Annotated in this window: 23 protein-coding genes and 1 tRNA gene; 12 read left to right on the top strand and 12 right to left on the bottom strand. The window is 59.9% G+C overall.

The features are described from left to right. Positions 1-144: 144 nt before the first annotated feature. The 3 genes from FHU41_RS00555 to FHU41_RS00545 all read left to right on the top strand — a co-directional run bounded on the left by FHU41_RS00555 (position 145) and on the right by FHU41_RS00545 (position 2170). Positions 145-915 carry an SDR family oxidoreductase gene (locus tag FHU41_RS00555; protein WP_179387732.1) on the top strand — a complete coding sequence of 257 codons (771 nt, stop codon included), beginning with the start codon at positions 145-147 and terminating at the stop codon, positions 913-915. Between the two features lie 46 nt (positions 916-961). Continuing rightward, the gene (locus FHU41_RS00550) at positions 962-1846 is read left to right on the top strand and encodes a PhzF family phenazine biosynthesis protein (RefSeq protein WP_179387731.1); all 885 of its coding nucleotides are present in this window, start codon (positions 962-964) and stop codon (positions 1844-1846) included. 78 nt (positions 1847-1924) lie between these two features. After that, positions 1925-2170 (top strand): lipopolysaccharide assembly protein LapA domain-containing protein, encoded by a 246-nt coding sequence (locus FHU41_RS00545; protein WP_179387730.1) that lies wholly within the window; start codon positions 1925-1927, stop codon positions 2168-2170. Positions 2171-2225: 55 nt separating this feature from the next. Here FHU41_RS00545 and FHU41_RS00540 read toward each other — a convergent pair whose 3' ends face one another. Both FHU41_RS00540 and FHU41_RS00535 read right to left on the bottom strand, forming a co-directional pair. Continuing rightward, positions 2226-2582, bottom strand: coding sequence for a hypothetical protein (locus FHU41_RS00540; RefSeq protein WP_179387729.1), 357 nt, complete (start codon positions 2580-2582; stop codon positions 2226-2228). An 87-nt stretch (positions 2583-2669) separates the two neighbouring features. Beyond that, positions 2670-3035: a DUF4259 domain-containing protein gene (locus FHU41_RS00535; protein ID WP_179387728.1), complete on the bottom strand. Its 366-nt coding sequence runs from the start codon at positions 3033-3035 to the stop codon at positions 2670-2672. A 377-nt stretch (positions 3036-3412) separates the two neighbouring features. On the opposite strand from FHU41_RS00535, the gene FHU41_RS00530 reads away from it, so the two are divergent. The 5 genes from FHU41_RS00530 (at position 3413) to FHU41_RS00510 (ending at position 7449) form a co-directional block, all read left to right on the top strand. Further along, positions 3413-4024 carry an SGNH/GDSL hydrolase family protein gene (locus tag FHU41_RS00530; RefSeq protein WP_179387727.1) on the top strand — a complete coding sequence of 204 codons (612 nt, stop codon included), beginning with the start codon at positions 3413-3415 and terminating at the stop codon, positions 4022-4024. Positions 4025-4099: 75 nt separating this feature from the next. Further along, the gene (locus FHU41_RS00525; RefSeq protein ID WP_218846887.1) at positions 4100-4549 is read left to right on the top strand and encodes a MarR family winged helix-turn-helix transcriptional regulator; all 450 of its coding nucleotides are present in this window, start codon (positions 4100-4102) and stop codon (positions 4547-4549) included. Between the two features lie 283 nt (positions 4550-4832). Next, positions 4833-5270 (top strand): carboxymuconolactone decarboxylase family protein, encoded by a 438-nt coding sequence (locus tag FHU41_RS00520; protein ID WP_179387726.1) that lies wholly within the window; start codon positions 4833-4835, stop codon positions 5268-5270. Positions 5271-5521: 251 nt separating this feature from the next. Continuing rightward, complete coding sequence (locus FHU41_RS14830; RefSeq protein ID WP_218846886.1) at positions 5522-6031, top strand: META domain-containing protein; 510 nt, start codon at positions 5522-5524, stop codon at positions 6029-6031. A gap of 116 nt (positions 6032-6147) precedes the next feature. Further along, positions 6148-7449, top strand: coding sequence for a chymotrypsin family serine protease (locus FHU41_RS00510; protein ID WP_179387725.1), 1302 nt, complete (start codon positions 6148-6150; stop codon positions 7447-7449). Positions 7450-8473: 1024 nt separating this feature from the next. Here FHU41_RS00510 and FHU41_RS15235 read toward each other — a convergent pair. Together FHU41_RS15235 and FHU41_RS15230 are read right to left on the bottom strand one after the other, a co-directional pair. Continuing rightward, the gene (locus tag FHU41_RS15235) at positions 8474-9460 is read right to left on the bottom strand and encodes a nitrilase-related carbon-nitrogen hydrolase (RefSeq protein ID WP_218846885.1); all 987 of its coding nucleotides are present in this window, start codon (positions 9458-9460) and stop codon (positions 8474-8476) included. Next, positions 9423-9803, bottom strand: a complete 381-nt coding sequence (locus FHU41_RS15230; protein ID WP_218846884.1) for a nitrilase-related carbon-nitrogen hydrolase — start codon at positions 9801-9803, stop codon at positions 9423-9425. The genes FHU41_RS15235 and FHU41_RS15230 overlap by 38 nt, the downstream gene beginning before the upstream one ends. A gap of 79 nt (positions 9804-9882) precedes the next feature. Between FHU41_RS15230 and FHU41_RS15225 the strand changes: the two genes are divergently transcribed. Then, the gene (locus FHU41_RS15225) at positions 9883-10014 is read left to right on the top strand and encodes a hypothetical protein (protein ID WP_281360495.1); all 132 of its coding nucleotides are present in this window, start codon (positions 9883-9885) and stop codon (positions 10012-10014) included. A 25-nt stretch (positions 10015-10039) separates the two neighbouring features. Here the strand turns inward: FHU41_RS15225 and FHU41_RS00495 are convergent, their stop codons facing one another. From FHU41_RS00495 to FHU41_RS14945, 5 genes are all read right to left on the bottom strand, one after another. Then, positions 10040-10975, bottom strand: a complete 936-nt coding sequence (locus tag FHU41_RS00495; RefSeq protein ID WP_179387724.1) for a hypothetical protein — start codon at positions 10973-10975, stop codon at positions 10040-10042. Positions 10976-11190: 215 nt separating this feature from the next. After that, entirely contained in the window at positions 11191-13899 is a 2709-nt protein-coding gene (locus FHU41_RS00490; RefSeq protein WP_179387723.1) for an ATP-binding protein, read from the bottom strand. A 121-nt stretch (positions 13900-14020) separates the two neighbouring features. Beyond that, a complete protein-coding gene (locus FHU41_RS00485; protein ID WP_179387722.1) occupies positions 14021-15199 on the bottom strand; it encodes a TRM11 family methyltransferase in 1179 nt (392 codons plus the stop codon). A 215-nt stretch (positions 15200-15414) separates the two neighbouring features. Beyond that, a complete protein-coding gene (locus FHU41_RS00480; RefSeq protein ID WP_179387721.1) occupies positions 15415-15744 on the bottom strand; it encodes a sulfate permease in 330 nt (109 codons plus the stop codon). A gap of 223 nt (positions 15745-15967) precedes the next feature. Continuing rightward, complete coding sequence (locus tag FHU41_RS14945) at positions 15968-16855, bottom strand: LysR substrate-binding domain-containing protein (protein ID WP_179387720.1); 888 nt, start codon at positions 16853-16855, stop codon at positions 15968-15970. Between the two features lie 120 nt (positions 16856-16975). On the opposite strand from FHU41_RS14945, the gene FHU41_RS00470 reads away from it, so the two are divergent. Further along, the gene (locus tag FHU41_RS00470; protein WP_179387719.1) at positions 16976-18379 is read left to right on the top strand and encodes an MFS transporter; all 1404 of its coding nucleotides are present in this window, start codon (positions 16976-16978) and stop codon (positions 18377-18379) included. A gap of 59 nt (positions 18380-18438) precedes the next feature. Here the strand turns inward: FHU41_RS00470 and FHU41_RS00465 are convergent, their stop codons facing one another. From FHU41_RS00465 to FHU41_RS00455, 3 genes are all read right to left on the bottom strand, one after another. After that, positions 18439-19236 carry a hypothetical protein gene (locus tag FHU41_RS00465; RefSeq protein ID WP_484573226.1) on the bottom strand — a complete coding sequence of 266 codons (798 nt, stop codon included), beginning with the start codon at positions 19234-19236 and terminating at the stop codon, positions 18439-18441. A 182-nt stretch (positions 19237-19418) separates the two neighbouring features. Then, positions 19419-19492, bottom strand: a tRNA-Pro gene (locus FHU41_RS00460). Between the two features lie 119 nt (positions 19493-19611). Next, on the bottom strand, positions 19612-20253 hold the full coding sequence (locus FHU41_RS00455; RefSeq protein WP_179387718.1) for a TetR family transcriptional regulator: 642 nt from the start codon (positions 20251-20253) through the stop codon (positions 19612-19614). A 91-nt stretch (positions 20254-20344) separates the two neighbouring features. Here FHU41_RS00455 and FHU41_RS00450 point away from each other — a divergent pair, with 91 nt between their 5' ends. Continuing rightward, on the top strand, positions 20345-21109 hold the full coding sequence (locus tag FHU41_RS00450; protein ID WP_179387717.1) for an SDR family NAD(P)-dependent oxidoreductase: 765 nt from the start codon (positions 20345-20347) through the stop codon (positions 21107-21109). 48 nt (positions 21110-21157) lie between these two features. Next, positions 21158-21625, top strand: coding sequence for a hypothetical protein (locus tag FHU41_RS00445; RefSeq protein ID WP_179387716.1), 468 nt, complete (start codon positions 21158-21160; stop codon positions 21623-21625). Positions 21626-21644 lie beyond the last annotated feature (19 nt).

The raw sequence follows: 21644 nt of genomic DNA, 5'->3' as shown, positions 1-21644 counted from the left end.
GAATACCTCGATCACATTGTAGGAACTATACGATTCATATAGCATTCTTGCTCATGACCCAGTTTTGAATCTCGCTGCAGAAGTGCTGGGCGGCCAGCTCGCCCGCGTATTTCGCGGCGAATAAGCAAAAGGAGCACCACCCGCATGAAGCTTTCCGGAAACACCGTCCTGATCACCGGCGGCGCCAGTGGCATTGGATTCGAACTGGCCACCCAGCTCTCCAGCCGGGGCAATAAGGTCATCATCACCGGCCGCGATCAGGCAAAGTTGGACGCCGCCAAGGATCGCCTGCCAGGGCTCGTCACCATCGTGAGCGATGTCAGTGATCCCGCGGCGATCACCGCCTTGTTCGAAGAGGTCGAGAGCATTGCTCCGGATCTCAATATCCTGATCAATAACGCCGGGCAGATGCGCAGCATCAACTTAAACAAGTCAACGGATGATCTGGCCGGGCTGACCCAGGAAGTCGATACCAACCTCATTGGCGCAATCCGGATGGTCGCCCAGTTCTTACCGCTGCTGGCCTCGCAGCCCGAGGCGGCCATTATGAATGTCTCCTCCGGCCTAGCCATTGTTCCGCTACCCATCTCCCCGGTCTACTGCGCCACCAAGGCTGCCGTGCATTCCTATACTCAATCGCTGCGAGTTCAGCTCAAGAACAGCCGAGTCAAGGTCTTCGAGCTGCTGCCGCCCGCCACCGAAACGCCGCTGCTGGACAGCTTTGACGGCCGCGATATGGAAGGCACCAAGGTCATGCCGGTACAGGAGATGGTTGCCGTGGCTATTGATGGCTTAGCCAAGGATGTGCTGGAAATCTGCCCCGGCCAAAGCGCGCAGCTGCGATTCATGAACCGCTTGGCTCCGAAGTTCATTCTGAAACAGCTCAGCAAATCCGTGGACGCGATGATCTCCTAATCGCTGCCGGTAGGCTAGGCCGGAGTGAGCAGAGGGAACAAGGGTTATGGAATTCGATTTCGTCACCGTGGATGTTTTCACCGGCAGTAGATTCGGTGGGAATCCATTGGCAGTCTTTACCGATGCCCAAGGGATGAGTGACGAGCTCATGCAGTCCTTCGCTGCGGAGTTCAACCTGAGTGAGACGGCTTTTGTGCTGCCACCCGAGGACCCCGCGAATACGGCAAGGTTGCGGATCTTCGGTAAGAAATCTGAGATGCCCTTTGCCGGGCACCCCAGCGTTGGTGCGGCCTTCGTGTTGGCTACTCGCGGCTTGGATCAGGACGGGGCGATCCGTTTCGAACTGCCGGCAGGTCTGACCACGGTCACCGTGCAACGGGATGCTGCCGGTACTGTCTTGAGTGCCGGAGTGACCGCGCCACAGCCGCTCAGCCTCGGCGCGAAGCTCGCCGCGGAGAGCATCGCGGCCTGCGCGGGCCTTTCGGCGGAGGATGTGGTTCTTAGCGCGCACTCCCCCGTCCTGGCTTCAATGGGGAACGCCTTCATCCTGGCCCAAGTCACCCCGGAGGCGCTTGCCCGGGCCAGGCCGGATCTGTCAGCCTTCCAAGCCGCCCAAGCTGCGAACCCTCAGCCGGGCGGACGATTTTCGCTGCATCTCTATGCACGTGAGGGCTCGCTGCTGCGAGCCAGGATGTTCGCTCCGCTCAGCGGAACGCCAGAAGACCCGGCGACGGGAAGCGCCAATACCCCCTTGGCTGGTCTGCTCTATTCGCTAAGTGGCGGCAAGGAAAGCGAGTTCGACGTCGTTCAGGGCCTTGAGTTGGGCAGGCCCAGTCAGTTGCGGGTCACCGCCTGGGATTCCGGGCAAGGGATTCGAGCAGCTGTCTCCGGATCGTGCGTGAGGGTGCTGCGGGGAACGGCGTCGGTCTAGCTGTTTGTTGCCAGTGTTCTCCTCGGCAAGGTCTAGGCTTGAAGCAAGATCTGCACCTATCGAGTGAAAGGCATCCTGATGGCAACCTCACCCAGCGGCCCAGAAGCAAAGCGCTCGGCTTGGCTGACACCCACGGTGATCTCCGCCGTCGTGCTGACCGCGCTCGCTTTGATCTTCGTCTTCACTAACCTCGGCACGGCCAGGGTGCAATTGCTGTTCTGGACAGTGAACTCCCCGCTCTGGGTGGTGATTCTGGTGGCTCTCGTGGTGGGAGTGATCATCGGTTCGCTCTTCCCTTGGCTCAAATCGCGCAAGAAGGGCTAGCTAGGCCGTGTGGAGCGTCTTCTCTTAGCTACCCGTTCTTAGCCGTCTGTACTGGTCAATCTGAACTGGTCAATCTGTATAGGTCAAGGAGTCGGAAAAACTCATCCAGCGCGTGCTTGCCGTCACGCTCGTAGTACTCGATTTTTGCGACCCAGCCACCGGAATCTCGCCAGTTGTAGTGACCTTGAATGAACCGGTCAAACCCAGCAAAGTGCTCTTCATGAGGAAGTGCAGGAAGCGCAGCTACTTGACGCGCGAAGGAGAAGCCTTTCAGCCAAGTATCGAGAGCACGAAGACTAGTTTGCCCGGTGTACATGGCTGGACGCTGCCGGATCAGATCCAGCATTTCGTAGAAGTCCTCAGGCCACTCAACCACCCCAGCTGTGGGCTTCTTAGCGTCTTCATTCGTCATTCCCCCATTGTCACATCCGACCATCTTGCGCACCCTAACGAAGAGGCTGAAACGATCACCGCGGCGGAAGGGCGGGCTCGACTCCTATCAGGGGCTATGCTGCTTGGCGCTCTCTTGGATCGCATCATTGAACGTTGAGTCGAGGACTGTCCTGCGCTCCCGTCGATAGTCTGGGTCCGGTTCCAGTTCGTCAATGTAGCCTTCCCACACCTCAATGTATTCGTCCCGCCATCGCGTGATCGTTTCGACCGATGGCAGGGTCACGTTGAACCGTTGGGCGAATAACGTCAAGATTTCAACCTGGCAGGGCAGCCAAACTCCTTGCGTTTCATCCGGTTCAAGCAGCTCATTATCGATCGCAAATTCAATTTTCTGGACCATCTCAGAGACCAGGCCGCCCAACTGATCCATAGCGTCATCGTTGTCAAAATTTCCTGCATCCCAAGTACCCATAGTCGAGAAAATATCACGCCTTGACCTTGGACCCTAGCTCAATCCAGGGAACGACAATCCCCGGTTAGCCGAGCTACTCAGGTTGAAGCGGAAGGTGACCCATCAAGGTGATAAACGAAGTAATCGTTAGAGGCTCAGTGGCGCGTTGCGCCAAGCGCCGTCGCCAGCATTCAGCATTCTGCGTTCAGCGCTTGAACTGCAGGCGGCAATGCGCGGCCGCTTTCTTGTTTTTCAAAGGCAGCTGGCAGCCCTGGTGGAAAGAGAGTTGCTGGTCGGATGCCTAGCTTGCAGCGAAAAACTCGCCGGGTGTCTAGATGAGAGGATCAGAGGGCACAGGTCTCGATCTAAGCCGATCTAACTCGATCTAAGGAGTACAGATGTCTATTCAGTTGAGCGAAGCGCCCATGACGTGGGTGTTTACCGGCGACAGTATTACTCAGGCGGTGCTGCACACGCACGGTGCCCGCGGCTGGGTGGAGCATCTGCACGAGAGAATCCGCTGGCAGCTCGACCGGCTGAGCGATGTGGTGATTAATACCGGGGTGTCCGGCTGGACGGCACCCAAGGTGCTCGGCAGCTTTGAGCACCTGGTTGGCCGCTTCAACCCAGAGGTGGTTAGCATCTCGCTCGGCACCAATGATGCTAAAAGTCCTGATCTTGAGGGTTTCCGTTCGTCCCTGAGTGAGTTGGCCAGGCGGGCTCTCGACGGCGGCGCGCAAGTTATCCTGCACACCCCGGTCACGATGTCGCTGAGCGCAAGCCAGAAGCATCCGCTGCTGGCAGACTATGCCCAGATTGCCCGGGATATCGCCTCGGAGTCCGGGGCGATTCTGGTGGACCACTACGCGCATTGGTCGGAGGCTTTTGGTTCCGAGGAACCTATCCCCTGGCTCGACGATCCGCGGCATCCGAATACGGCAGGGCACCTGGAGATGGCCGAGCTGACTCTCCGAACTCTGGGTCTTGGTCCGCTCGTCGATCGTCCTTAGGATTCTTCTCGGCGGGAACGCTAACTTGGCCGAGCATTTGACCTCAAGAAGACTTGAGGTTCTAGGGTCCTTGTTATGGACAATGAAAAGCCTATGCAGCCAGCCATTCGTCAACCGCTAGGGTTCTGGACTGCGCGCGCCGGGGAGGCAATTCGTAACCGCACGCGCGGCGCACTCGCGGGCCTTGGCGTCAGCCAACCGGAATGGTGGGTGCTGCATCAGCTCTCGCAGCACCCTGAGGGGATCGAGCGTGCGGCGATGGTTGAGGTGGTGGGGCCTAATGAGAGCCTGGAAGCCATTGAAATCGCGATTGCGTCCTCCGCATCGAAGGGCTGGCTGGTGGAGAGCGGTGAGCTGCTTGTTCCCACCGAGGCTGGTTTTGAAATCTTCGCTCGGGCAGCTGGGCTGCAAGCCGAACTTCAGGCCGAGCGGATGCACGGCATTAGCGAAGAAGACTTCGTGACCACCATTACGGTGCTACAACGGACCATCAAGAACGTGGGCGGCCAGGCCTGGCACTGGTGAGTTTCCGCGCCGTGCGGCTGCGACAATTTGTGTACGACGGCGAGCTAAGCCAGGCGGCACAGTCTAGTTTGCAGGATTCGAGGGGAAACTGTCAGTGGCAGCTGAGAGGTTTGATTCTTAGGGATTTTCGATTTGATGCCGCCTCTTGTGTTTGCTTAGCTCCTGTCCGGGCGAGCTTTCACCATGGGCTCGGATAGGCTGGAACCATCATCGAAAAGCCCTCCCGGTTATCGCCATGTTGGCTGTCCGGGACGTCCCGGACAGCCATTAAATAGGAGGAATTATGACTAGACTCCCCATTCATCAACATGCCCCCGAAGGATATAAGGCAGTTGCGGCGCTGGATCAGTACGTCACCAAGAACATCGACCATGTGCTGCTGGATCTGGTGAAACTGCGCGCTTCCCAACTCAACGGCTGCGCCTTCTGCGTGGACATGCATGCGACCGACCTGGAGAAAACTGGCGTGCCTAGCCGCAAGATCTTCGCGGTGAGCGCTTGGCGGGAGACCGACTTCTTCAGCGACCGTGAACGGGCTGCCCTCGCCCTCACCGAGCAGGTGACTTTCATTTCCTCCGGGGTGGATGAAAAGACCTGGCAGGAAGCGGCAAGGCTCTTCTCGGAGCGCGAGCTGTCCGATCTGATTCTGGCCATCGGCACCATCAACCTGTGGAATAGGATCGGGGTTTCGACGCATCTCGCTCCGCCGGCGTTGGGGTAGGTGCGTTCGCGGGTCAACGGACTGTCCGTGAGAAAGCACCGAAACAACGACTGTGAGAATCGGCGACGGTTAAGTGATTATGTCAGCCTCACATGAGTTCGCCAGGACCAATTGATGTGTACCCATTTGATCACCCTGGCTGCCTTTATAACAACCCAGATTAAAAATACAACATTTGGCTACAGCGTGAAAACCTTGACAGGTCGCATATCTGCGCGTAGCTTTCGAGCAAGCCCAATTCAGGGGGTTCGATGAAGCATTTTCTGTGGTGGTCAAAAGCATTTTCCGCGTTATTCCTATGTCTGCTCCTAACTTCCTGCGGATCTGGTCCGGTTGGTGGACCAGGAACGGCGGTGAACACGCCGTCTGCAAGCAGTTCTACACCGCCTCAGGAATCCTGTGCCGTTTTCCTTCCCGCGACTCCGTGCTCTCAATATGTCAGCGTTTCAGGTGCATCACATGGCGTGGTTTTGCCTTGGCTCGCGAAAGGCGGGCTCATCGTGGGTCTGACATCTGTCAATGGCGGGCTTCAGTTCACCGCAAAAACTCCATGTGACCCGATCAGCGGGCCTGCAACTCTTAGCGGAAACTCTCTCACTGTTGGGAAGCTTGCCGTTGGAGCGGCGGGATGTGTAGGAGACCAGTCACAGCAACAGCAATGGATGATGCAGTTTTTGAAACAGCCCATAACCATGACCTTTAGCCAAAATGTGTTGACCTGGACCAGCGGAACGGACACCCTTAGCTTCAAAAGCAGATGACTGTCCCGCGGACTGAATCCTGGACCAAAACAAAATATCTGTATCCGACCCATGTGTGAACTAATCAAACGGGGGACAAGTTGAAATTCATATCGTATGCAGTCCGTGTTTCGGCAGTGGCTTTCCTGGTATCCACCGGGATCGGAAGCGGCACCGCTCTTGCAGCAAGTACCTCGCCTAACATTCCAGGTTTCAGCGAGATAGATAGCTTCATCGCTAATTCTGGTCCTACTTTCATAGCTAACCAACAAAAATTATCGGACTTCAAGCATTGGGTCGCCTTGGTGCCCGGTATTGAAGAGGCGGGCTATGTCGAGCAGGTCAACGACGCAGAAAACCTGTCCACGAAGATTCTTTGGAAAGGACCATCTCGTTTACGTGAAACCGTCCTCGCTGAGGGGCTATCGCGTGGAATAATCACAACCTTTTCAGAGCGGCCATATTCCTTACCGCAAATCCGGACTGCCATTACAAAAATTGATGCTCAGAGCAAGGTCCTTGCGGAACTTGGATTCCAAATTGATGGAATCGCCGGTGTGCGCGACGACGACGGGGCCATTGCCATTGAAGGCCACCCGCTTGACCAGCTGACACCGAATCTAAGCAAAGTGTCAGAAATCGTACAGTTAGCCGCAGGCGGACCAGTGCGAGTAACCGATAACCGCCGGACGACTCCCGCGACCGCAACTCGTTCCAATGACACCGCGCCGTTCGACTCTGGTGGCTACATGATCGAATCAGGTCATGTTTGCAGCACAGGTTTCTCGCTCGCGGACAGTAGACGCACTTATGCGGTTACTGCCAGGCACTGTCCACAGGGCTCGTACTACGATCGCGATAACCCAGGAGTCTATGTAGGCTATGAACTCCGGGATTCGCCCGACGGCCAAGCATCTCTGCTTGACGGAACCGGGAGCAAATGGATGTTCGACGGCGTTTGGAACAACAGTGCGGGATACGCAAAAGGGGTCTCGGGGTTCCAAGACGTTGCTCTAGGTGACAGGGTCTGCACCAGTGGTGGTAACTCAGGAGTTCACTGCAATATCAAGATCATCGGCATGAACTACTGGTGGAACGATGGCTACGGTGGCGCCAATACTATTGAGGCCTACCAGCAGACGGCAGGCCAGATCGCCACTATTCAAGGTGACAGTGGTGGACCCGTCCTCATGCCGCTCTCTAACGGAACGGTTGGCGCTGTGGGTATGATCCAGGCAGTCATCACCGGGCACACGACTGGCTGCGGATCAGTGCATGATCAGGGGGGGGAACCTCTGCTCAGCAGACATGCTGTTCACTTCAACCCGGACTATCGCCAACAGCCTAGGCATGAATCTGGTCACTTGGTAAACGACTTATTGCGAAATCCTGATGAATTGTCCCAGAATTCCGCTCTCTTTGAACCTGCGACCCCCTGACCCCCAGTCAGGTGCGCTACCAAGCTGCGCCACAGCCCGTGGCTTCAATTTTCAGTTACTTCGGGCCGACTGGAAGGGGTGAACCCCTTAACCCCCAGGTGTCAAAACACTTGCTCAGAGCCGGTTTCCCGCGTGATCCTGCGGCGCTAACTGCCCACCTGCACATCATGGGATGCCTGCAATGCATGGTTCTGGTCCCCTTTTGGTCCCCCACGCGCGTGCTGAGAGGTCCGCGGCGGGCGGTCGCTTCCTTCATGCGAACCCGTGCGAGCAGGACGAGGCTGACCGGTCCCATGATGAGGAACTTGAGTGCGTTCCAGATGAACAACAGCACCAGCAGGTTGAGCCATCCTGGACCGTCCCTCTCGATCAGGTTGGTGCAGATGCTCGCGCCGAGTAGATACGGGACCGCGAGAAGCATTGCGGGGACGCCCCATTTGCCTGTTCGTAGGGCCTCGGTCGGCCTTCATATGCCGCGCGTGGCGGTTGCTGTATCGATTCGCCAGATGTCGTGGTAGGCGTCGTGGCAGTTGTTGCGGGCGACGTTCTCGGCACGTTGGAGTCCGTGCGTGGCGTGTTGCAGTTCCACTCCTTCCTCGATCGCCGTGGCGAGCACGTCGGCCCATCGCGCGGCGGCATTGCCCGCCGACCACAGCCCGACTTCGAGCGGGATGGAGGGTAGCCTCTCGCGTCGCCCAGCGCATCGGGGTCGTATCCGGCGACGTCTCGTTGTCCTGCCAATCGGGCGGCTTGGATCCGCTCGCTCCATTGGCGGAGGTTGTCGCCCACGTGGCACACGTATTCGGCAATCGACCAACCCTCAAGGCGTTCGTCGCCGGTCAGGGAGTCAGCCGCTTGCCGGGCGTGTTCCTCGAAGCCGCGCACCCAGGTGACTGCCTCCTGCGGGGTGATCGACCAACCGAAGCCGCATTCGCGACATGGTTCGCGGAAAAGGGCCGCTCCCCCAGAGTTCCACGGTGCCCACCCTAGAGCGAGGGCGTGGTTCGAGGTTCGTGCGGCGGGCTCAGTCGCGCTGCGTCGAGAGCTCAGTTGGGAGAGGGCAGGTGAGGATGTCCTCGGCGTCCTGCAGCGCGTTAACAACCTCGTCCGCGGTGGAGACGTATACGTGCGGGTAGACCCGCTCGCCCTTGGCTTCGTCGATAACGTGGGCAAGTTGCTCGGTGTCGAGCGAGAACCGCGCGTCGATGCCGTCCTTGTTGCCGCGTGGGTCTTGCCGATGCCAGGCGCCGTCGAGGTAGATGGCGACGAGGCCATGGAGGACGCGTCCGTCCTCGGGGTCGCCGAGGCGCTGGTAGCAGAGGCCGGTGGGGATTCCTTGGCTGCGAAGGACCGCTGCGAGGAGGTTCGACTTGGCATTGCAGAGGCCGACGCCCGCGGCGAGGACCTGGGATGCGGTGAGGGTGAGGCGGTGGTCTTGGGTGTCGTACGCGTGGGCGATGTTGTCTCGCACCCAGTTGAAGGCGGCACGCGCGAGGCTGATGTCGTCGGAGTGCTCGTCGCGGAGCCGCTTGCCGAGGGCGATCACGTCGGCGTGGTCGGTCTCGATGACTGCGTCGGCGCCGAGGTAGTGGTTCGGGGGTCCGGTATGCAACTGAACCGCTGGGTGCCGGAGGTCGGTGCGGTGCCGTTGGCCCAGCGTCGAGCGGCGGTCGGCCCAGGCACGCTGGGAGTCGCGAGCCTGGTGCACCGCGGCGGGGTCGATGTCGGCGATCGCGAGGCCCGCCTCCCGTCCGATCCGTGCGATGGGTTGTCCCAGCGGGTCGTAGACGGCCGAGCCTCCAACGAACTCCCCGGTGAGCCCACCGAAGAGCACGTACATGCCGTTGTCAAGCGCTCGGGTCGCGTAGCGGAGAGCGCGCCGCTGCTCACTCCCGGGGAAGTAAGCGCCGGAGTTGACGTAGACGGTGGTGCCATCGGAGGCCGCTGCCGCCGCGTGCTCCGGGAAGTCGACGTCATAGCAGACCGACAGCGCGATCTCGTGTCCGCCCAAGTGATGCTGCCTCCGGCATCGCCGCGGTGAAGGTGCCGACCTCGAGCGGGAAGAGATGCTGCTTGTCGTACACCGGCCGAGGGTCCACACCCGTGGTGAGGACGATCGTCGTTAACCTCTTGCTTCCGCTCGGCGCGCTGAGAGCGGCATTGAGGAGAACGACGATCCCTGTGCGGTCGACGGCTTGTTGGAGCGGCGCCAGCCAACTCAGGTCCTCTGCGCTCGGCAGTTCCGATTCGAACAACTCGGTGTCGTAACCGGTGTTGTTCCAGGCTTCAGGGAAGACCAGCAGCTCGACGCCGGCGTCGGCTGCCTGCTCGCACCATCCGGCAGCCGACTGCATGTTCGCGGCAATGTCACCAGTGACGGGGCGGCGTTGACGGCGGCAACTCGGAGCGGTCGGATCTGCACTGCTCCAGCCTATGACCGCGGGATTCGTGGCTGGACTCGTTTCCGGCCCGGCCCTTCATGTCCGGGTGCTCGATCGTGGCGAGGTAGCGGGTGGCACCTTCGACGCTCCTGCCGAAGAGGTCGGCGATTCCGCGGACAGATAACCTTCGTGTGAACGATGGCCGGGTCTCAAATACCCAAAGCAAAGCGATCTTGAAGTTCAGCCAAGGATTGGCCGTCCTTGAATACGAATGTGACTTCAGTGTCGTCGAACTCGAGCTCACAAACTGGACATTCAAACGCGAATGAGTAGAAAACGTTTGTCGAGACCTCATCAGGGCCTTCATATTCATACTCAACGTCATCTATCATGGCGACAATTTGAGCTTGACTCTCGCATGCTGGGCAGACCTCCGCAATCAAATCTCCTAACTCATGAAGTTCGAGCTTTGACTGCTCGCGATCTTGCCTCCACTTGCTGAAGCTGAGCCTCGAAACATCCTTTTGATGCGCATCAATGATCGCGCTCTTCATCCTTTCGAATTTGGCCCGCGCGTCTGTTATTGCTTCACGGATGCCGACAGTGAAGGCGTTGAATCGGCTGTACTGTGCAGCGGATGCTGAACTGGATAGCCAGTCTGATTCTTTCAGCCCTGAACTCTCTTGTAGGTAGTAAATCCACAAGCTAATGCGATCCAGAATCTCGCCCAGATCGTGGTCTGAGTATCCCAAATGAACGGCTTGGTTCCTATCGCGAAGTATTGACTTGCCAAGATTCACGATCCTCTTGTCTAAAGATAGATGCCTTGCCGCCAATGCATACAGCTCGTTGGCATCGCTGGTTCGCTTGCCAACGAGGTCGTTAACGGTGACGGGGCGCGGCAAAGCGTCGGGGAGGTTCTGAAGGATGAGCGCGGGGTGTTCTCGAGCAAGGATCGACTTAGAAAGAAGCTCGATAGCAGCTCCCGCATGTTGGCTGGCACATGCAGCCACGAAGGACTCTGCCTCGGGGGTTGCGGATGCATCATTCAGTTCGTAAATCGCTGATGCGTGCTGACCTGCGAACACTTGCAACGCCTCGTGAAGGGGCAGCGAGACTCGCCATTTCTTCACATCACTTTTCATGCGGGGTCCTCCGTTAGGGGTTGGCTGTTAAGGTCCGAGAGCGCTTGCCAAAAGGGTATCGATCGCTTGGGCGCGACAGCCTGATCAGACCTGTTTTTCGCGTGGTTCTGCGGTGCTAGTGGCCCATCTGCGCGCCATGGGATGCAGCAAACCATGATTCTGGTCCCCCTTTTGGTCCCCTGGAACATCAGCCCAGTCGGCATGGCTGCGACCGGTCAGCTAGACCCGCTACTGCTCGGAACGGTCTCCAAGTACTCAGCAACAAGGTCGTGGTCAAAGACGTCGAGCGACTCCCGGATCTCCACATATAGGGCGGCAGGCGTCGCGTTCAACGCTACATAGCGCCCATCGGTGAACACAGACTTGGGCGCAAGCGCTGCTAGACCTCGGACCAGCGCTTCAATCTCCGGAACGTCCATGTCATGACCTTTGGTTGCCAAGAACGCGGCGAGACTCTCGAACACAATCGGGGCCTTGCGCTCACTGTTCTCGACCAAGGTCTCGACCAACACTGCGACTGGCGGACGTGGTACGCGTGCCTGAGTCGACTGCGTATCCACCCACGCACGGGTCTCCTCCGGCTTGCGCGTGTCGAACAAGGGGCGGAGGTCAGATGGGTTTAGACCTTGAAGCGCGAAGAGCTCGACGAGCCTGGCAAGATCATCGACGCGGATCGCGGTGATCTCATCATTCACGCATACGTCGTTGATCAAGCCTTCCTCATCCATTGCACCCTGGAAATCTGGCGCCACCAGCAAGGTGAAGCTTGGCGCTACCTCAAGGTTGTGCCGTTCAGCCGCCCTGTCGCGGTGCACACGCAGCACAGAGGTTCGTGCGGTGTCAGCCCGAATCTTGCCAGGAACCTTCACCTGCGAACTTGAGTCATCTGCCAGCACTGCGCGAACGGCGTCCTTGGTTGACTTCGCGTCGTAGGTAAATGCGTACGACGCGCTTAGCTCACCGCGCTTTCCGAGACGAGCAGTCGCGATGCCGTCTGCGCTGTGACTCGCGCCACCTAGGCGAGTCACAGAGAAACCGAGGAGTTCGAGAGCGTCACCAACGGCGTCCTCAAGTGCATTCTCGTCGTTTGTAGCGTCACGCAAACGCTGAGCGATGATCGGGGCCGACCGTGGGAAACGAAGCGTGAGTTCACGTAGGAACGCATCTCGCCTGCGCATGACCCTCGCGATCACTTCAGGAGAGATGTTTTCGTCGAGCAAGTACGCCTGGGTCAATACTTCGCTCAGCCCGAGCAACTTAAGTGGCTCTGCGACCGTTTTGCCGCCGATGTAGTTGTTGACAAACGGGTGGGTTTGGTTGAGGACGACGGCGCGCCGGATGGGGTCATAGACCGCCATCGGACCGCTGGAGTCTTGCTCCTCCAACAAGACGCTTTCGATGACGTCCCCGCCCTCAGCGAGGACCTTCTCCGTGTCCTCGACTGCAGCCTCATCTAGCCCAAGGCTGTCCGCAACTGCCGATTCCCCCGCGACAGCCCGCTGGAGCATTCGGCGCAGCGGTCCTTGGCTTAGAGCTGTACTTGGCTTGGCCAGCCTTCCATTTTTGCCAATGTTGGAGATGACATCTCCATCATCTTCCTCGGCCGACGCGACCCGTGCCTTGTTGAAGACGGCCAGTAGATAGTTCTTTAGTTCCTGGAGTTGAGCCGATTCCTTCAACGTCTCGCGCGCACTTGCGACCTGCTCATCCAAATCGTCAGCGTTGATCTCCATGCGGAATCGAGTGAGCGTTCCGTGCCGGAGCTCAGGGCCGACCGAAAAGTCAGCGTCATACAAATTGATCAGGCGTCCCCGAACCCGAACGAAGAAGCCGTGACTTCTCGCCAAATCCTCGCTTCGCCCCCGCTCGAGCGGTTGCTTGTAGAGGATGGCCTTCCCCCAAATAACTCCGGCGTTTGGAAGTCGCACTGCGGCAATCTTGACTATCTTGACGGACTTCTTGTCCTCGCCCTCGTCGTCACTGTCGTCTTCATCGTCCTCGCGGTCCTCATCTTCGACCTCGACTTCGACCTCAGTCTTCTCGACTGGACCCCAAGGACGATCCTTACTCTTCGGGAGCGTCGCCTCACCTTCACCGACAGTAAAAGTCCACAACTCTTCGCCATCGATCTTGGACGATTCGAGTTTTTCGTCGTTCAACCAGAGCAGAAACTCAGGATTCAATGGAAGCGCGCTGCGCAACACCCAACGAAGCCTGCCCAGCTTAATATCGCGCGCAGTTGGCTTGAGATTGGACAGAATGGCTGCCGTCCAGTGGTCAGATTTGGAAAGTCCACCGAGCACTTTCGCTGAATTTGCGACAGTGGTGCCAGCAAGGGATCGCTTAATCGCATCGATCGCCTGGTCCTTGGTAAGCCTGACAACATCAAGAGCCAAATCGACACCGTCGAGCATTTCGGCTGTGTGTGAGACCCGACCGTAGTCCATCGTGACTGCCATGTATTCGGCGTCGCGATGAACGATGTACGTAAGTCGTTCCGCAAGGACGTAGGTTGCAAGCTTGCCGATGCCGAATTTGCCAACAGGCTTTCTTCTGCCTGGCGGCGGCGTCTCGGTCCGCTTCCGGGACTCACCAATCTTCCAGAGATCGGCGAGTCCTTCCAGGTCCATACTCTCGCCGTCATCGACAACAAGAAGGGTCGCACCCTGCAAAGAAAGGTCCGAAGAGAGGTAGACCCACACCTTTCGCGCACCGGCGTCATATGAGTTTGTAATCAGTTCTTCGAAGGTCTTGTTCGGCGAGCTGTAGAGACCCTCAGAAAACCGCTCGATGATTCCATACGAAATCTTCACTGGAATGAGACCGATATGATCGTCACTCTGAATTAGCTCGACAACCTCGACCGTTTCGACTTTGCTAGGGTCAGTCTGGTCCTCGACCGCCTGGTCGACAGAACTCGTCATCTGTGCTTCCTCTCCCCGCGTTGCCAATCATTCGATGGCGTTCCACACGCCGCACGGTGGCGCAGACTTGATCGCCCGCCACTGGGCATTGCCGATGAAGTTCTGGGCACTCCCGCGCACTTCACAGTGGCTTCTCCATCACCATGACGACTTCCGTGCGCATCCGCTTTGCCATCGACGAAGACTTGTTGTGAGTGTTTACGGGGAGGTATCTACGATTCTCAGGCAGTGCACGTTCGGTTCGATCCTTAGTATGAAAACCGGCATGTTCATACGCGAGCCGCACAAGTTCGTCGTTTCGTATGTAGTTGCTTTTCAGGGTGGAGTTCCCAATCACTGTTACGACTTCCGCGCCTGCTCTACACACGCGATGGAGCTCTAGTGCAAACTTCGACAGATCGTGTGCGTATCGCGTGATCGTCGCGATTGGAAGACGATCAGGATGATCAACACTGGTCTCGATGTAGTCGACCATCTGCTGGACATGCTCTCTCGCGTCAGCCCCGAGTGAACGCTCAGCACCCACGCTGCCAGATCGAATTTCCCGAAGTTCAGGGATCGTGTGACCTAGCCAGATGAGGGACATCTTGTGCCCGCGAAGGTAGTCAATCGCGTTGAGATACGGAGGCGACGTGATGACTAGGTCCACGGACCCGTCAAGAAGGTTCAACGATCGGGCATCGCCGCGCTCGACTGACGCGTCGCCAATGAACTCCCTCTGGTCGAGAAGCCGTGTGAGACCGCTGACCGACGCCTCAAAGCCTTGATAGACGTCATAGTCCGACTCTGTGACGACGCGATGTGGTCTGCTATGTGACGTGTCGGCCGCGAGCGAGGCCTTGGGAGACTTTGTCACGATGATCCGGCTTAGGGCTACCTGTAGAGCCCGCCTTACGGTGACGTCGTCAACCTTCTCAAGTGCGCGAGATAGCCGATTGAGCTGTGTTCGTTGTTCCGCCCCGAACCAGTACTCCGCGAACGCGGTCGTCTCTGGATCAGCCCAGCGCGGCCTGTCGACCGAGGACGCCTTTGCCTTGGCTAGTACTCGCTCTGCTTCGGCAACGACTGTGCTGGTTTCCACGGGCTGGGTGGCAACCGTACTCATGAGCACTGCGAGTGGGTCGACGTCGAAGCCACGCGCCGTGTGACCGCGCGCCGCAGCCGCCGCGAGCACTGTTCCCGAACCGCACATGGGATCGAGGACCACCAGCGGGTCGTCAAATGACGTCTCGCGGAGGTGGTCGATCGCGATGTCGGGAGCCATCCTGGCCGGGAACGGGTGGATCGTCCGTGCGACCATAAGGACTCCTTCGACTCGTACGTCCGGCACGAGCGGGTGTGCTCCTAGAGGCCGTGCATAGGCTTATCATCCCAGCCAGCCTCGGCACAGGTCAAAGCACCTCGCCGCCTAGCTCGAATCTATCGGCCGCCTCGGACATCCGTTCGAGTCCCCCGCCCCGCGAGGCGCCCCCGATTCAGCGCTCCGCGCATTCCTACGCCTAGCCCGTTTGCAAGTCAGTGCACGAGTGTTGGAGAACCGTGCGAGGAAGCCTTTCCCAGGCGCGTGCGGGCAAGGAGTACAGCAGTGATTGGTCCCATCACGATGAACTTCATCGCGTTCCAGATGAACAGCAGGACGAGCAGGTTGAGCCAGCCCGGTCCGCCGTCTGCCATGAGGCTGGTGCAGATGCTTGCGGCGAACAGGTACGGCACAGCAAGGAACATCGCGGGGATGCCCCACTTCAGGCCACGGCGGGTGCGGATCGCATCAAGCAGGCGATTCGTCGGCATGTAGCGGCGCAGGAAGCGCGTGTGGACGCTCGCGGCCCAGATGAGTCGGAACATGGACAGTCCTTTCCAAGAGTTCGGCAGCGAGAACCCGAAAGGACCATCACCGTCGCCGGAAGGTCATGCCACCGCGACGAGCGGCGGCGCGTATTTGAGACTGCCTAGTTCGCCACTGTAGCTCCGACCAGTGACATCCGGTAGCCCTCGGATGACGCCAGGTTCACCGCCGTTTGGTCGGAAGATCCTGCGTGAACTGGTTGGGGTGTCCCGCTCAGCGTTTCTATCTGCCCGGATCAGCGATCGCGTAGAGGAGGTCACGGACGCCGGGACGGTCTTCGCGGTCGGCGCACCAGACCAGGCGCAGTTCAAGTCGCGGAGTCTCGACCGGAAGGCGGACCAGTTCTCCGGCCGCGAGCTCCGTGGTGATGGCGAAGTCAGGAAGTAGCGCTACTCCGTCGCCCTGGATGGTCCAGGCCTTCGCGATGACAACACTGCCAGCTTCGGTTCGTCGCATGCGTGGGGAGAACATCTGGTTGGCTGCGAGCCAGAACGAGCAAGCAGAACTGTTGCCGACCAGCGGGTAGACCTCGAAGTCATCGACTTCCGGACTCCCCCGGTGTGCCAGTGGGTGTGATGCTGCCACCACCAGCGATAGCGGCACCGTCTCGATGTCGAGGTAGGCGAAGTCACCTGGTGGAGGGTCGAACCCGAGGTCGCCGAGGTCGTTACCCAGGTCGAGCAGCAGTCCCGCGTCGATCGCGCCGCTGTTGATGTCGTCGAGGAGGGTGACTCGGCTGGTTGTTGGGGCGGTTTTCACGTGGATGCCCGGTCGTCGAGCGCTGAGCCTGCCGAGCATGCGGGGTACGTGGATCGCCATGACGGTTTCGAGGGCGCCGAGCCGGACCTCGACTGGGGTGGCGGCCACGTCGCTGCGCGCGTCGCCGGACGTTTCGAGGAGTCTGCGCGCCCAGCCTTGTAGCCGTTGACCGGCTGGTGTTAGTTGCATGCCGCGCGATTTCCGTTCGAACAACGTGACGCCGAGAGATCGTTCGAGAGTCCGCAGTTGTTCGGACACCGACGAGGGCGCACGGTCGAGCGCGTTCGCCGCCGCGCCGACGGTTCCTGCGCGAACGATGGCCTCGAATATCTCTAGCTGTCTGAGTTCCACCCCGCGCCTCTCCGTTCGGATTTTCCGAAACCAGCATACGGCTCAGCCGGTGGCTCAGCCGACTCGTCCCGCCCAGGATTGGCTTATCGGTCGATTCAATTCTGTGGAGGACAACAACACATGGTGGAGGCTCGTCAGCAGCAGTCACGTAGTCAGGTAGGTGGCACGGCGGCGCACCCTGGACGCTTCCGGGCGCTGCTCGGTCTGTCGCTTGGCTACTTCATGGTTCTCCTGGATACAACAGTGCTCTCCGTTGCGGAGCCGGACATCGCTCAATCGTTGGGCGCGTCGGTCGGGGGACTGCAGTGGGTGGTCAACGGGTACACGATCACGCTGGCAGCATTCTTGCTGTCGGCCGGAGCGGTCGCCGATCGGCTCGGTGCCCACCGGGTCTTCCGGTACGGGATCGCCGGGTTCGGGTTCCTCTCCTTGTTGACTGCCTTCGCGCCGTCGGTCGGATTGCTGATCGCGCTGCGCGCACTGCTGGGCGTGGCGGCCGCGCTGTGCATCCCGTCGTCGATGGCGATGATCACCCGCCTGTATCCCGAGCCCGCCGCACGTTCGCGGGCACTGGCAGCCTGGACAGCGATCAGCGGTGTCGGTCTCGCGTCGGGACCGATCATCGGTGGCGCACTGGTGGCCTTCGCGGGCTGGCGAGCGGTGTTCACCGTCAACGTGCCGATCGCCGTGGTGGTCCTCGTGCTGGTTACCGGGTCCAGATTCGCCGCCCCGATGACCAAACGACGGATCGACGTTGCCGCGCAACTGCTCGCTGGTGTGACGCTGGCCCTTCTCAGCGGCTCGCTGATCGCGTTCGGCGGCCGGGACATCGCGCTGGCCACCGCGCTGGGGGTGGCTGCGATTGTCGTCGCAGCGGCACTCGTTGTTGTTGAGCGACGCAGCGACTCCCCCGTGTTCGCGCCACAGATACTCCGAGCACGGAGTGTCCTCGCGGGGCTCATCGCTGGTGCAGCGGTGAACTTCGTTCTCACCGGCGCGATCTTTGCGCTGCCGCTGCTGCTGATACAAAGCCTGAACCTGACGCCGATCCAGATTGGCCTGTTCCTGCTGCCACTGACGATCCCGTGCGCGCTGAACCCTCTGCTCACTGGCCAGATCGTGGCCCGCTACGGACCGCGACCTCCGATCATCGGGGGCCTTGCGCTGCTCTCGGTGGGCAGCGCTGTCCTTACCGTGGCGGTAGCCGATCACTTCCCGACACTTCTCACCGCCATGGGCTTGGCCGTCACGGGCTTCGGGGTCTCGTTCACCCTGCCCGCATTGATCTCTGCGGTGCTGTCGGCGGCGCCGGCGGGAACTGCAGGCAGTGTCGGCGGCATTCTCAATGCCGTCCGTCAGATGGGCGCGACAATCGGCGTCGCCGTGATGGGTGCCCTCATCGCCGCCCAGCAAACTGACGCCGGGGGTACAGCGGCGATGCTCACTGCGGCCATCATCGCCGCGCTCGGATGCTGCGCGTACGTGTTGCTCACGCGCGCACGACGATCTGGACTACCGGGGTGACGGGCAGGGCCAGGTCCGTACTCCCCCGCTAATGCCAGGCGCGTTTAGATCCAGCCCTGCTACATCGAGTGGCCCGCCGCTTGCCGTCCTGGTCGGCGTTCTTCGTCTTGTTCGGGAGTACCGACGATGGTTCGCGCCCGGTTGAGAGCTGCTCGTGCTCTCGCGGCATCGATCTTCTGTGCCGTGCTCTCCGCTGGCGCTCCGAGTGCGGTTGCGCCGGTGATGGCGTGCCGATCTCGGTAGGCCGCTACGGTCTGTGCCTGGTGTCGCCAGATGGCTGCGGCCCGTACGTCACTAGGTGGTGTGCCGAGCTCGCCGACCCAGCCCTCGTGGTCATTGAGTGCTTGATCGAGTACCGCATCGGCGCGGGCCTCGATCAACTCGCGCCTCTCGGTCAACGCTTGCCGCATCTCGGCTGGCATGGCTCCGGTTGCTTCGGGGATCAGACCGACGATGAGGCGAGGTGACTTTCGGTTGCGTCCGGAGCCGGCCGGCCGGGCGGTGGCGTTAGCGACTCGGTAGTGCAGGACGGCTGCGATGTCGTCGGCGTCGGCGAACCCACGAGCTTGGACGAGCCGCGGCAGCAGCGTTTCGACGTCGTGGTGGTTCGCTTCGGCTCTGCGCAGTTCGCCGGTCAACGGTCCGAACGCCTCGGACCTAATGGCGTCTTCGGCTTCGTCGTCTGTGAGTCCGCTGGCGTGGATGAGGCTGGCCCACCGGTAGCTTTGCGCTGAGGCGGCGATGGTTTCGTACTCGGCGGCGAGTTGCGCGATCGAGCTCCACGCTTCGTGCTCGGCGGTGATTGTCTCGTGTGCGGAGAGTTCTGCACCGACGTGTTGCAGGACTCCGTAGAGCACGGACCGGGCGGTCGCTTCGGCGTTGTCGCCAGGGTGCGGTTCGGCATGGGTCTGGTCGGGCGCTCTGCCTGTGGATGGACGACTGGTCGACCTCGCTCGGGGGGCCAGAGGGGGACCAGGAAAATCGGGTCCGGAAACGACGAAGCCCTGGTGAGAAACATGCTCTCACCAGGGCTTTTCGGTCGGGCTGACAGGATTTGAACCTGCGACCCCCTGACCCCCAGTCAGGTGCGCTACCAAGCTGCGCTACAGCCCGAACATCAACTTTGCCGAGTAAAACCCGGCGAAAGCCAACTTGAAAATCATACAGTACAGCCGCGCCGGACTCTAACCGAGCGCAGACCTCTAACCGAGAACAAGCAGCCAGAAGAACAACTACCGAAGCGCAAACGCCCGCGCCTCAACCCCGGCCACGAACAACTCAACCGAACTCCGATAGAACTCCTCGGCATCTCCCACCCCGGTCAGCGGCTCCGCAGCGGCCAGAACATGAGGATACTGCTCGGCGGACAAGCCACGAATCGCCGCGAGCTTCCCGGCCAAATGCTTCTCCCGCTCGCACTCGTCCATGCCGATCTCTCGACCGGGCTCCCCCACCACCAGCATGACGCACAGATCCATCGCGGTCCTGGCGATATTTGCCGCCTCGCCGACGGAGAATCCCAGCTCAGCTAATAACGCCAAAGCCCGCTCGGTGACCTGCAAGCCCTGCGAGGTAGCGAACATCTGGGTCGGAACAAGCGATACAGCGGCCGGATGCTTTCGCAAAACAGTAACCAGCCCCCGCAACAGCTCCGAGAACGAAGCCTCAGCCTGCACCTCTAGCTCAAAAAGCACAGCCTGCCCCATCGCAGCCAGTAACTCGTCCTTATTCGCAAAATGCCAATACATCGCCATCGGGGTCACGCCGAACTCCCCCGCCAGCCGCCGCACGGTCACTGCCGGCAACCCCTCGCGATCGGCCAAGGCCAGGGCAGCATCCAGCACGGATTCTCGACTCAAAGCGGGCTTGTTCACACTCTAACTTTACCATGTATAGGAATTGCTATACGGTGTACATCAAGACCCCGGAAAGACCCGGAAGAACCAACAAAACCAAAGGACCCTTATGGATTACTACAGCAAAACCATCCTGATCACCGGAGCTTCCTCCGGCATTGGCGAATCCTACGCGGAGAAATTCGCCAGCCTCGGCGCCAATTTAATCCTGGTCGCCCGCAGCGAAGACTCCCTCAAGAAGCTCGCCGCCAAGCTGAGCGAAAAGCACAAGGTCCAGACCGACGTCGTCGTTCTGGACCTCTCCACTGCCAATGCGGCAGCCGAACTCTTCCAGAAGCACCCCGAGATCTACGGCCTGGTGAACAACGCCGGCTTCGGCACCCACGGGGCCCTCCAAGACCAGGACGCCGCCAAGGTCAACCAGGAGATCCAACTCAACTGCGGCACTCTCGTGGACCTCACCCAAACCTACCTTCCCGGCCTACTGCAACGCAACGAAGGTTTCATTCTGAACGTTGCCTCCATCGCCGCCTTCCAGCCCTCCCCCTATATGGCCGTCTACTCGGCCACCAAAGCCTTCGTACTCTCCTTCACCCAAGCCCTCTGGGGCGAACTACAAGGAACCGGCGTCACCGCGCTAGCCATCTGCCCCGGCGCCACCAAAACCAACTTCTTCGTCGAGGCAGGCAGCGAGAGCGCCGCCGTCGGCCGGATGCGCACGGCCGACCAAGTAGTGAACACCACCATGAAGGCTCTCGAAAAGGGCAAGCACACCGCCATCGACGGCGCCGCGAATAAGCTGCTCAGCTTCTTCGGCCGGGTAGCCCCACGCAATCTGGTGATCCCGATGGTCGGCCGAATGATGAAGAACTAACCGAATGATGAGGAACTAACTAGTTCAATCCCGGAGTAAAATGCTGCCATGCAAAGCGGCAGGGATACGACGGCGGTGCAAGCCACCCGGGTCAGCAAAGGCGTGCTTGGGGTCTACCTCGCCGTCGCCGTCTTCCTGTTCCTGATTGGCCCGGGGATCCTGCTGCTACCAGACGATCCGGGCGACTCGGAGGCTGGCACCATCGGGGCGATCATCGGCGGCGTAATAGGCTGCTTCTTTGGCGTGATCATTCTGATAACTGCGGCCGTTGGACGCGACGAGGACAAGCAACTCACCAAATACGGAGTGCCTGCCAGCGCGGAAATTGAACACATCAAACTAGCCAGTAGCGGCGAAGAGTCGAATAACCTAATGATCCTGAAACTTCAGATCAGCGGCTCCGGCTTCGAGACCTTCGAAGCGACCGCTGAAAAGGACCGAGACGACTCCTGGCGGATCGGCGATCACCTCGTAGCCATTGTGGTTCCGGCTACACGGCTCTTTGACCTGCCCTGAAACGCCTGCCCTGAAACGC

The sequence above is a fragment of the Psychromicrobium silvestre genome (assembly GCF_013408295.1).
In the GTDB taxonomy this organism is placed as follows: Bacteria; Actinomycetota; Actinomycetes; order Actinomycetales; family Micrococcaceae; genus Renibacterium; species Renibacterium silvestre.
Note: the sequence above shows the minus strand (reverse complement) of the source record. Positions and strands in the feature narration are given on the sequence as shown.

Excerpts from the sequence above, each read along its gene's own strand:
- FHU41_RS00555 (WP_179387732.1), top strand. The coding sequence starts at position 145 with ATGAAGCTTTCCGGAAACACCGTCCTGATCACCGGCGGCGCCAGTGGC.
- FHU41_RS00550 (WP_179387731.1), top strand. The coding sequence starts at position 962 with ATGGAATTCGATTTCGTCACCGTGGATGTTTTCACCGGCAGTAGATTC.
- FHU41_RS00545 (WP_179387730.1), top strand. The coding sequence starts at position 1,925 with ATGGCAACCTCACCCAGCGGCCCAGAAGCAAAGCGCTCGGCTTGGCTG.
- FHU41_RS00540 (WP_179387729.1), bottom strand. The coding sequence starts at position 2,582 with ATGACGAATGAAGACGCTAAGAAGCCCACAGCTGGGGTGGTTGAGTGG.
- FHU41_RS00535 (WP_179387728.1), bottom strand. The coding sequence starts at position 3,035 with ATGGGTACTTGGGATGCAGGAAATTTTGACAACGATGACGCTATGGAT.
- FHU41_RS00530 (WP_179387727.1), top strand. The coding sequence starts at position 3,413 with ATGTCTATTCAGTTGAGCGAAGCGCCCATGACGTGGGTGTTTACCGGC.
- FHU41_RS00525 (WP_218846887.1), top strand. The coding sequence starts at position 4,100 with ATGGACAATGAAAAGCCTATGCAGCCAGCCATTCGTCAACCGCTAGGG.
- FHU41_RS00520 (WP_179387726.1), top strand. The coding sequence starts at position 4,833 with ATGACTAGACTCCCCATTCATCAACATGCCCCCGAAGGATATAAGGCA.
- FHU41_RS14830 (WP_218846886.1), top strand. The coding sequence starts at position 5,522 with ATGAAGCATTTTCTGTGGTGGTCAAAAGCATTTTCCGCGTTATTCCTA.
- FHU41_RS15230 (WP_218846884.1), bottom strand. The coding sequence starts at position 9,803 with ATGCAGTCGGCTGCCGGATGGTGCGAGCAGGCAGCCGACGCCGGCGTC.
- FHU41_RS15225 (WP_281360495.1), top strand. The coding sequence starts at position 9,883 with ATGACCGCGGGATTCGTGGCTGGACTCGTTTCCGGCCCGGCCCTTCAT.
- FHU41_RS00495 (WP_179387724.1), bottom strand. The coding sequence starts at position 10,975 with ATGAAAAGTGATGTGAAGAAATGGCGAGTCTCGCTGCCCCTTCACGAG.
- FHU41_RS00490 (WP_179387723.1), bottom strand. The coding sequence starts at position 13,899 with ATGACGAGTTCTGTCGACCAGGCGGTCGAGGACCAGACTGACCCTAGC.
- FHU41_RS00485 (WP_179387722.1), bottom strand. The coding sequence starts at position 15,199 with ATGGTCGCACGGACGATCCACCCGTTCCCGGCCAGGATGGCTCCCGAC.
- FHU41_RS00480 (WP_179387721.1), bottom strand. The coding sequence starts at position 15,744 with ATGTTCCGACTCATCTGGGCCGCGAGCGTCCACACGCGCTTCCTGCGC.
- FHU41_RS00470 (WP_179387719.1), top strand. The coding sequence starts at position 16,976 with ATGGTGGAGGCTCGTCAGCAGCAGTCACGTAGTCAGGTAGGTGGCACG.
- FHU41_RS00450 (WP_179387717.1), top strand. The coding sequence starts at position 20,345 with ATGGATTACTACAGCAAAACCATCCTGATCACCGGAGCTTCCTCCGGC.
- FHU41_RS00445 (WP_179387716.1), top strand. The coding sequence starts at position 21,158 with ATGCAAAGCGGCAGGGATACGACGGCGGTGCAAGCCACCCGGGTCAGC.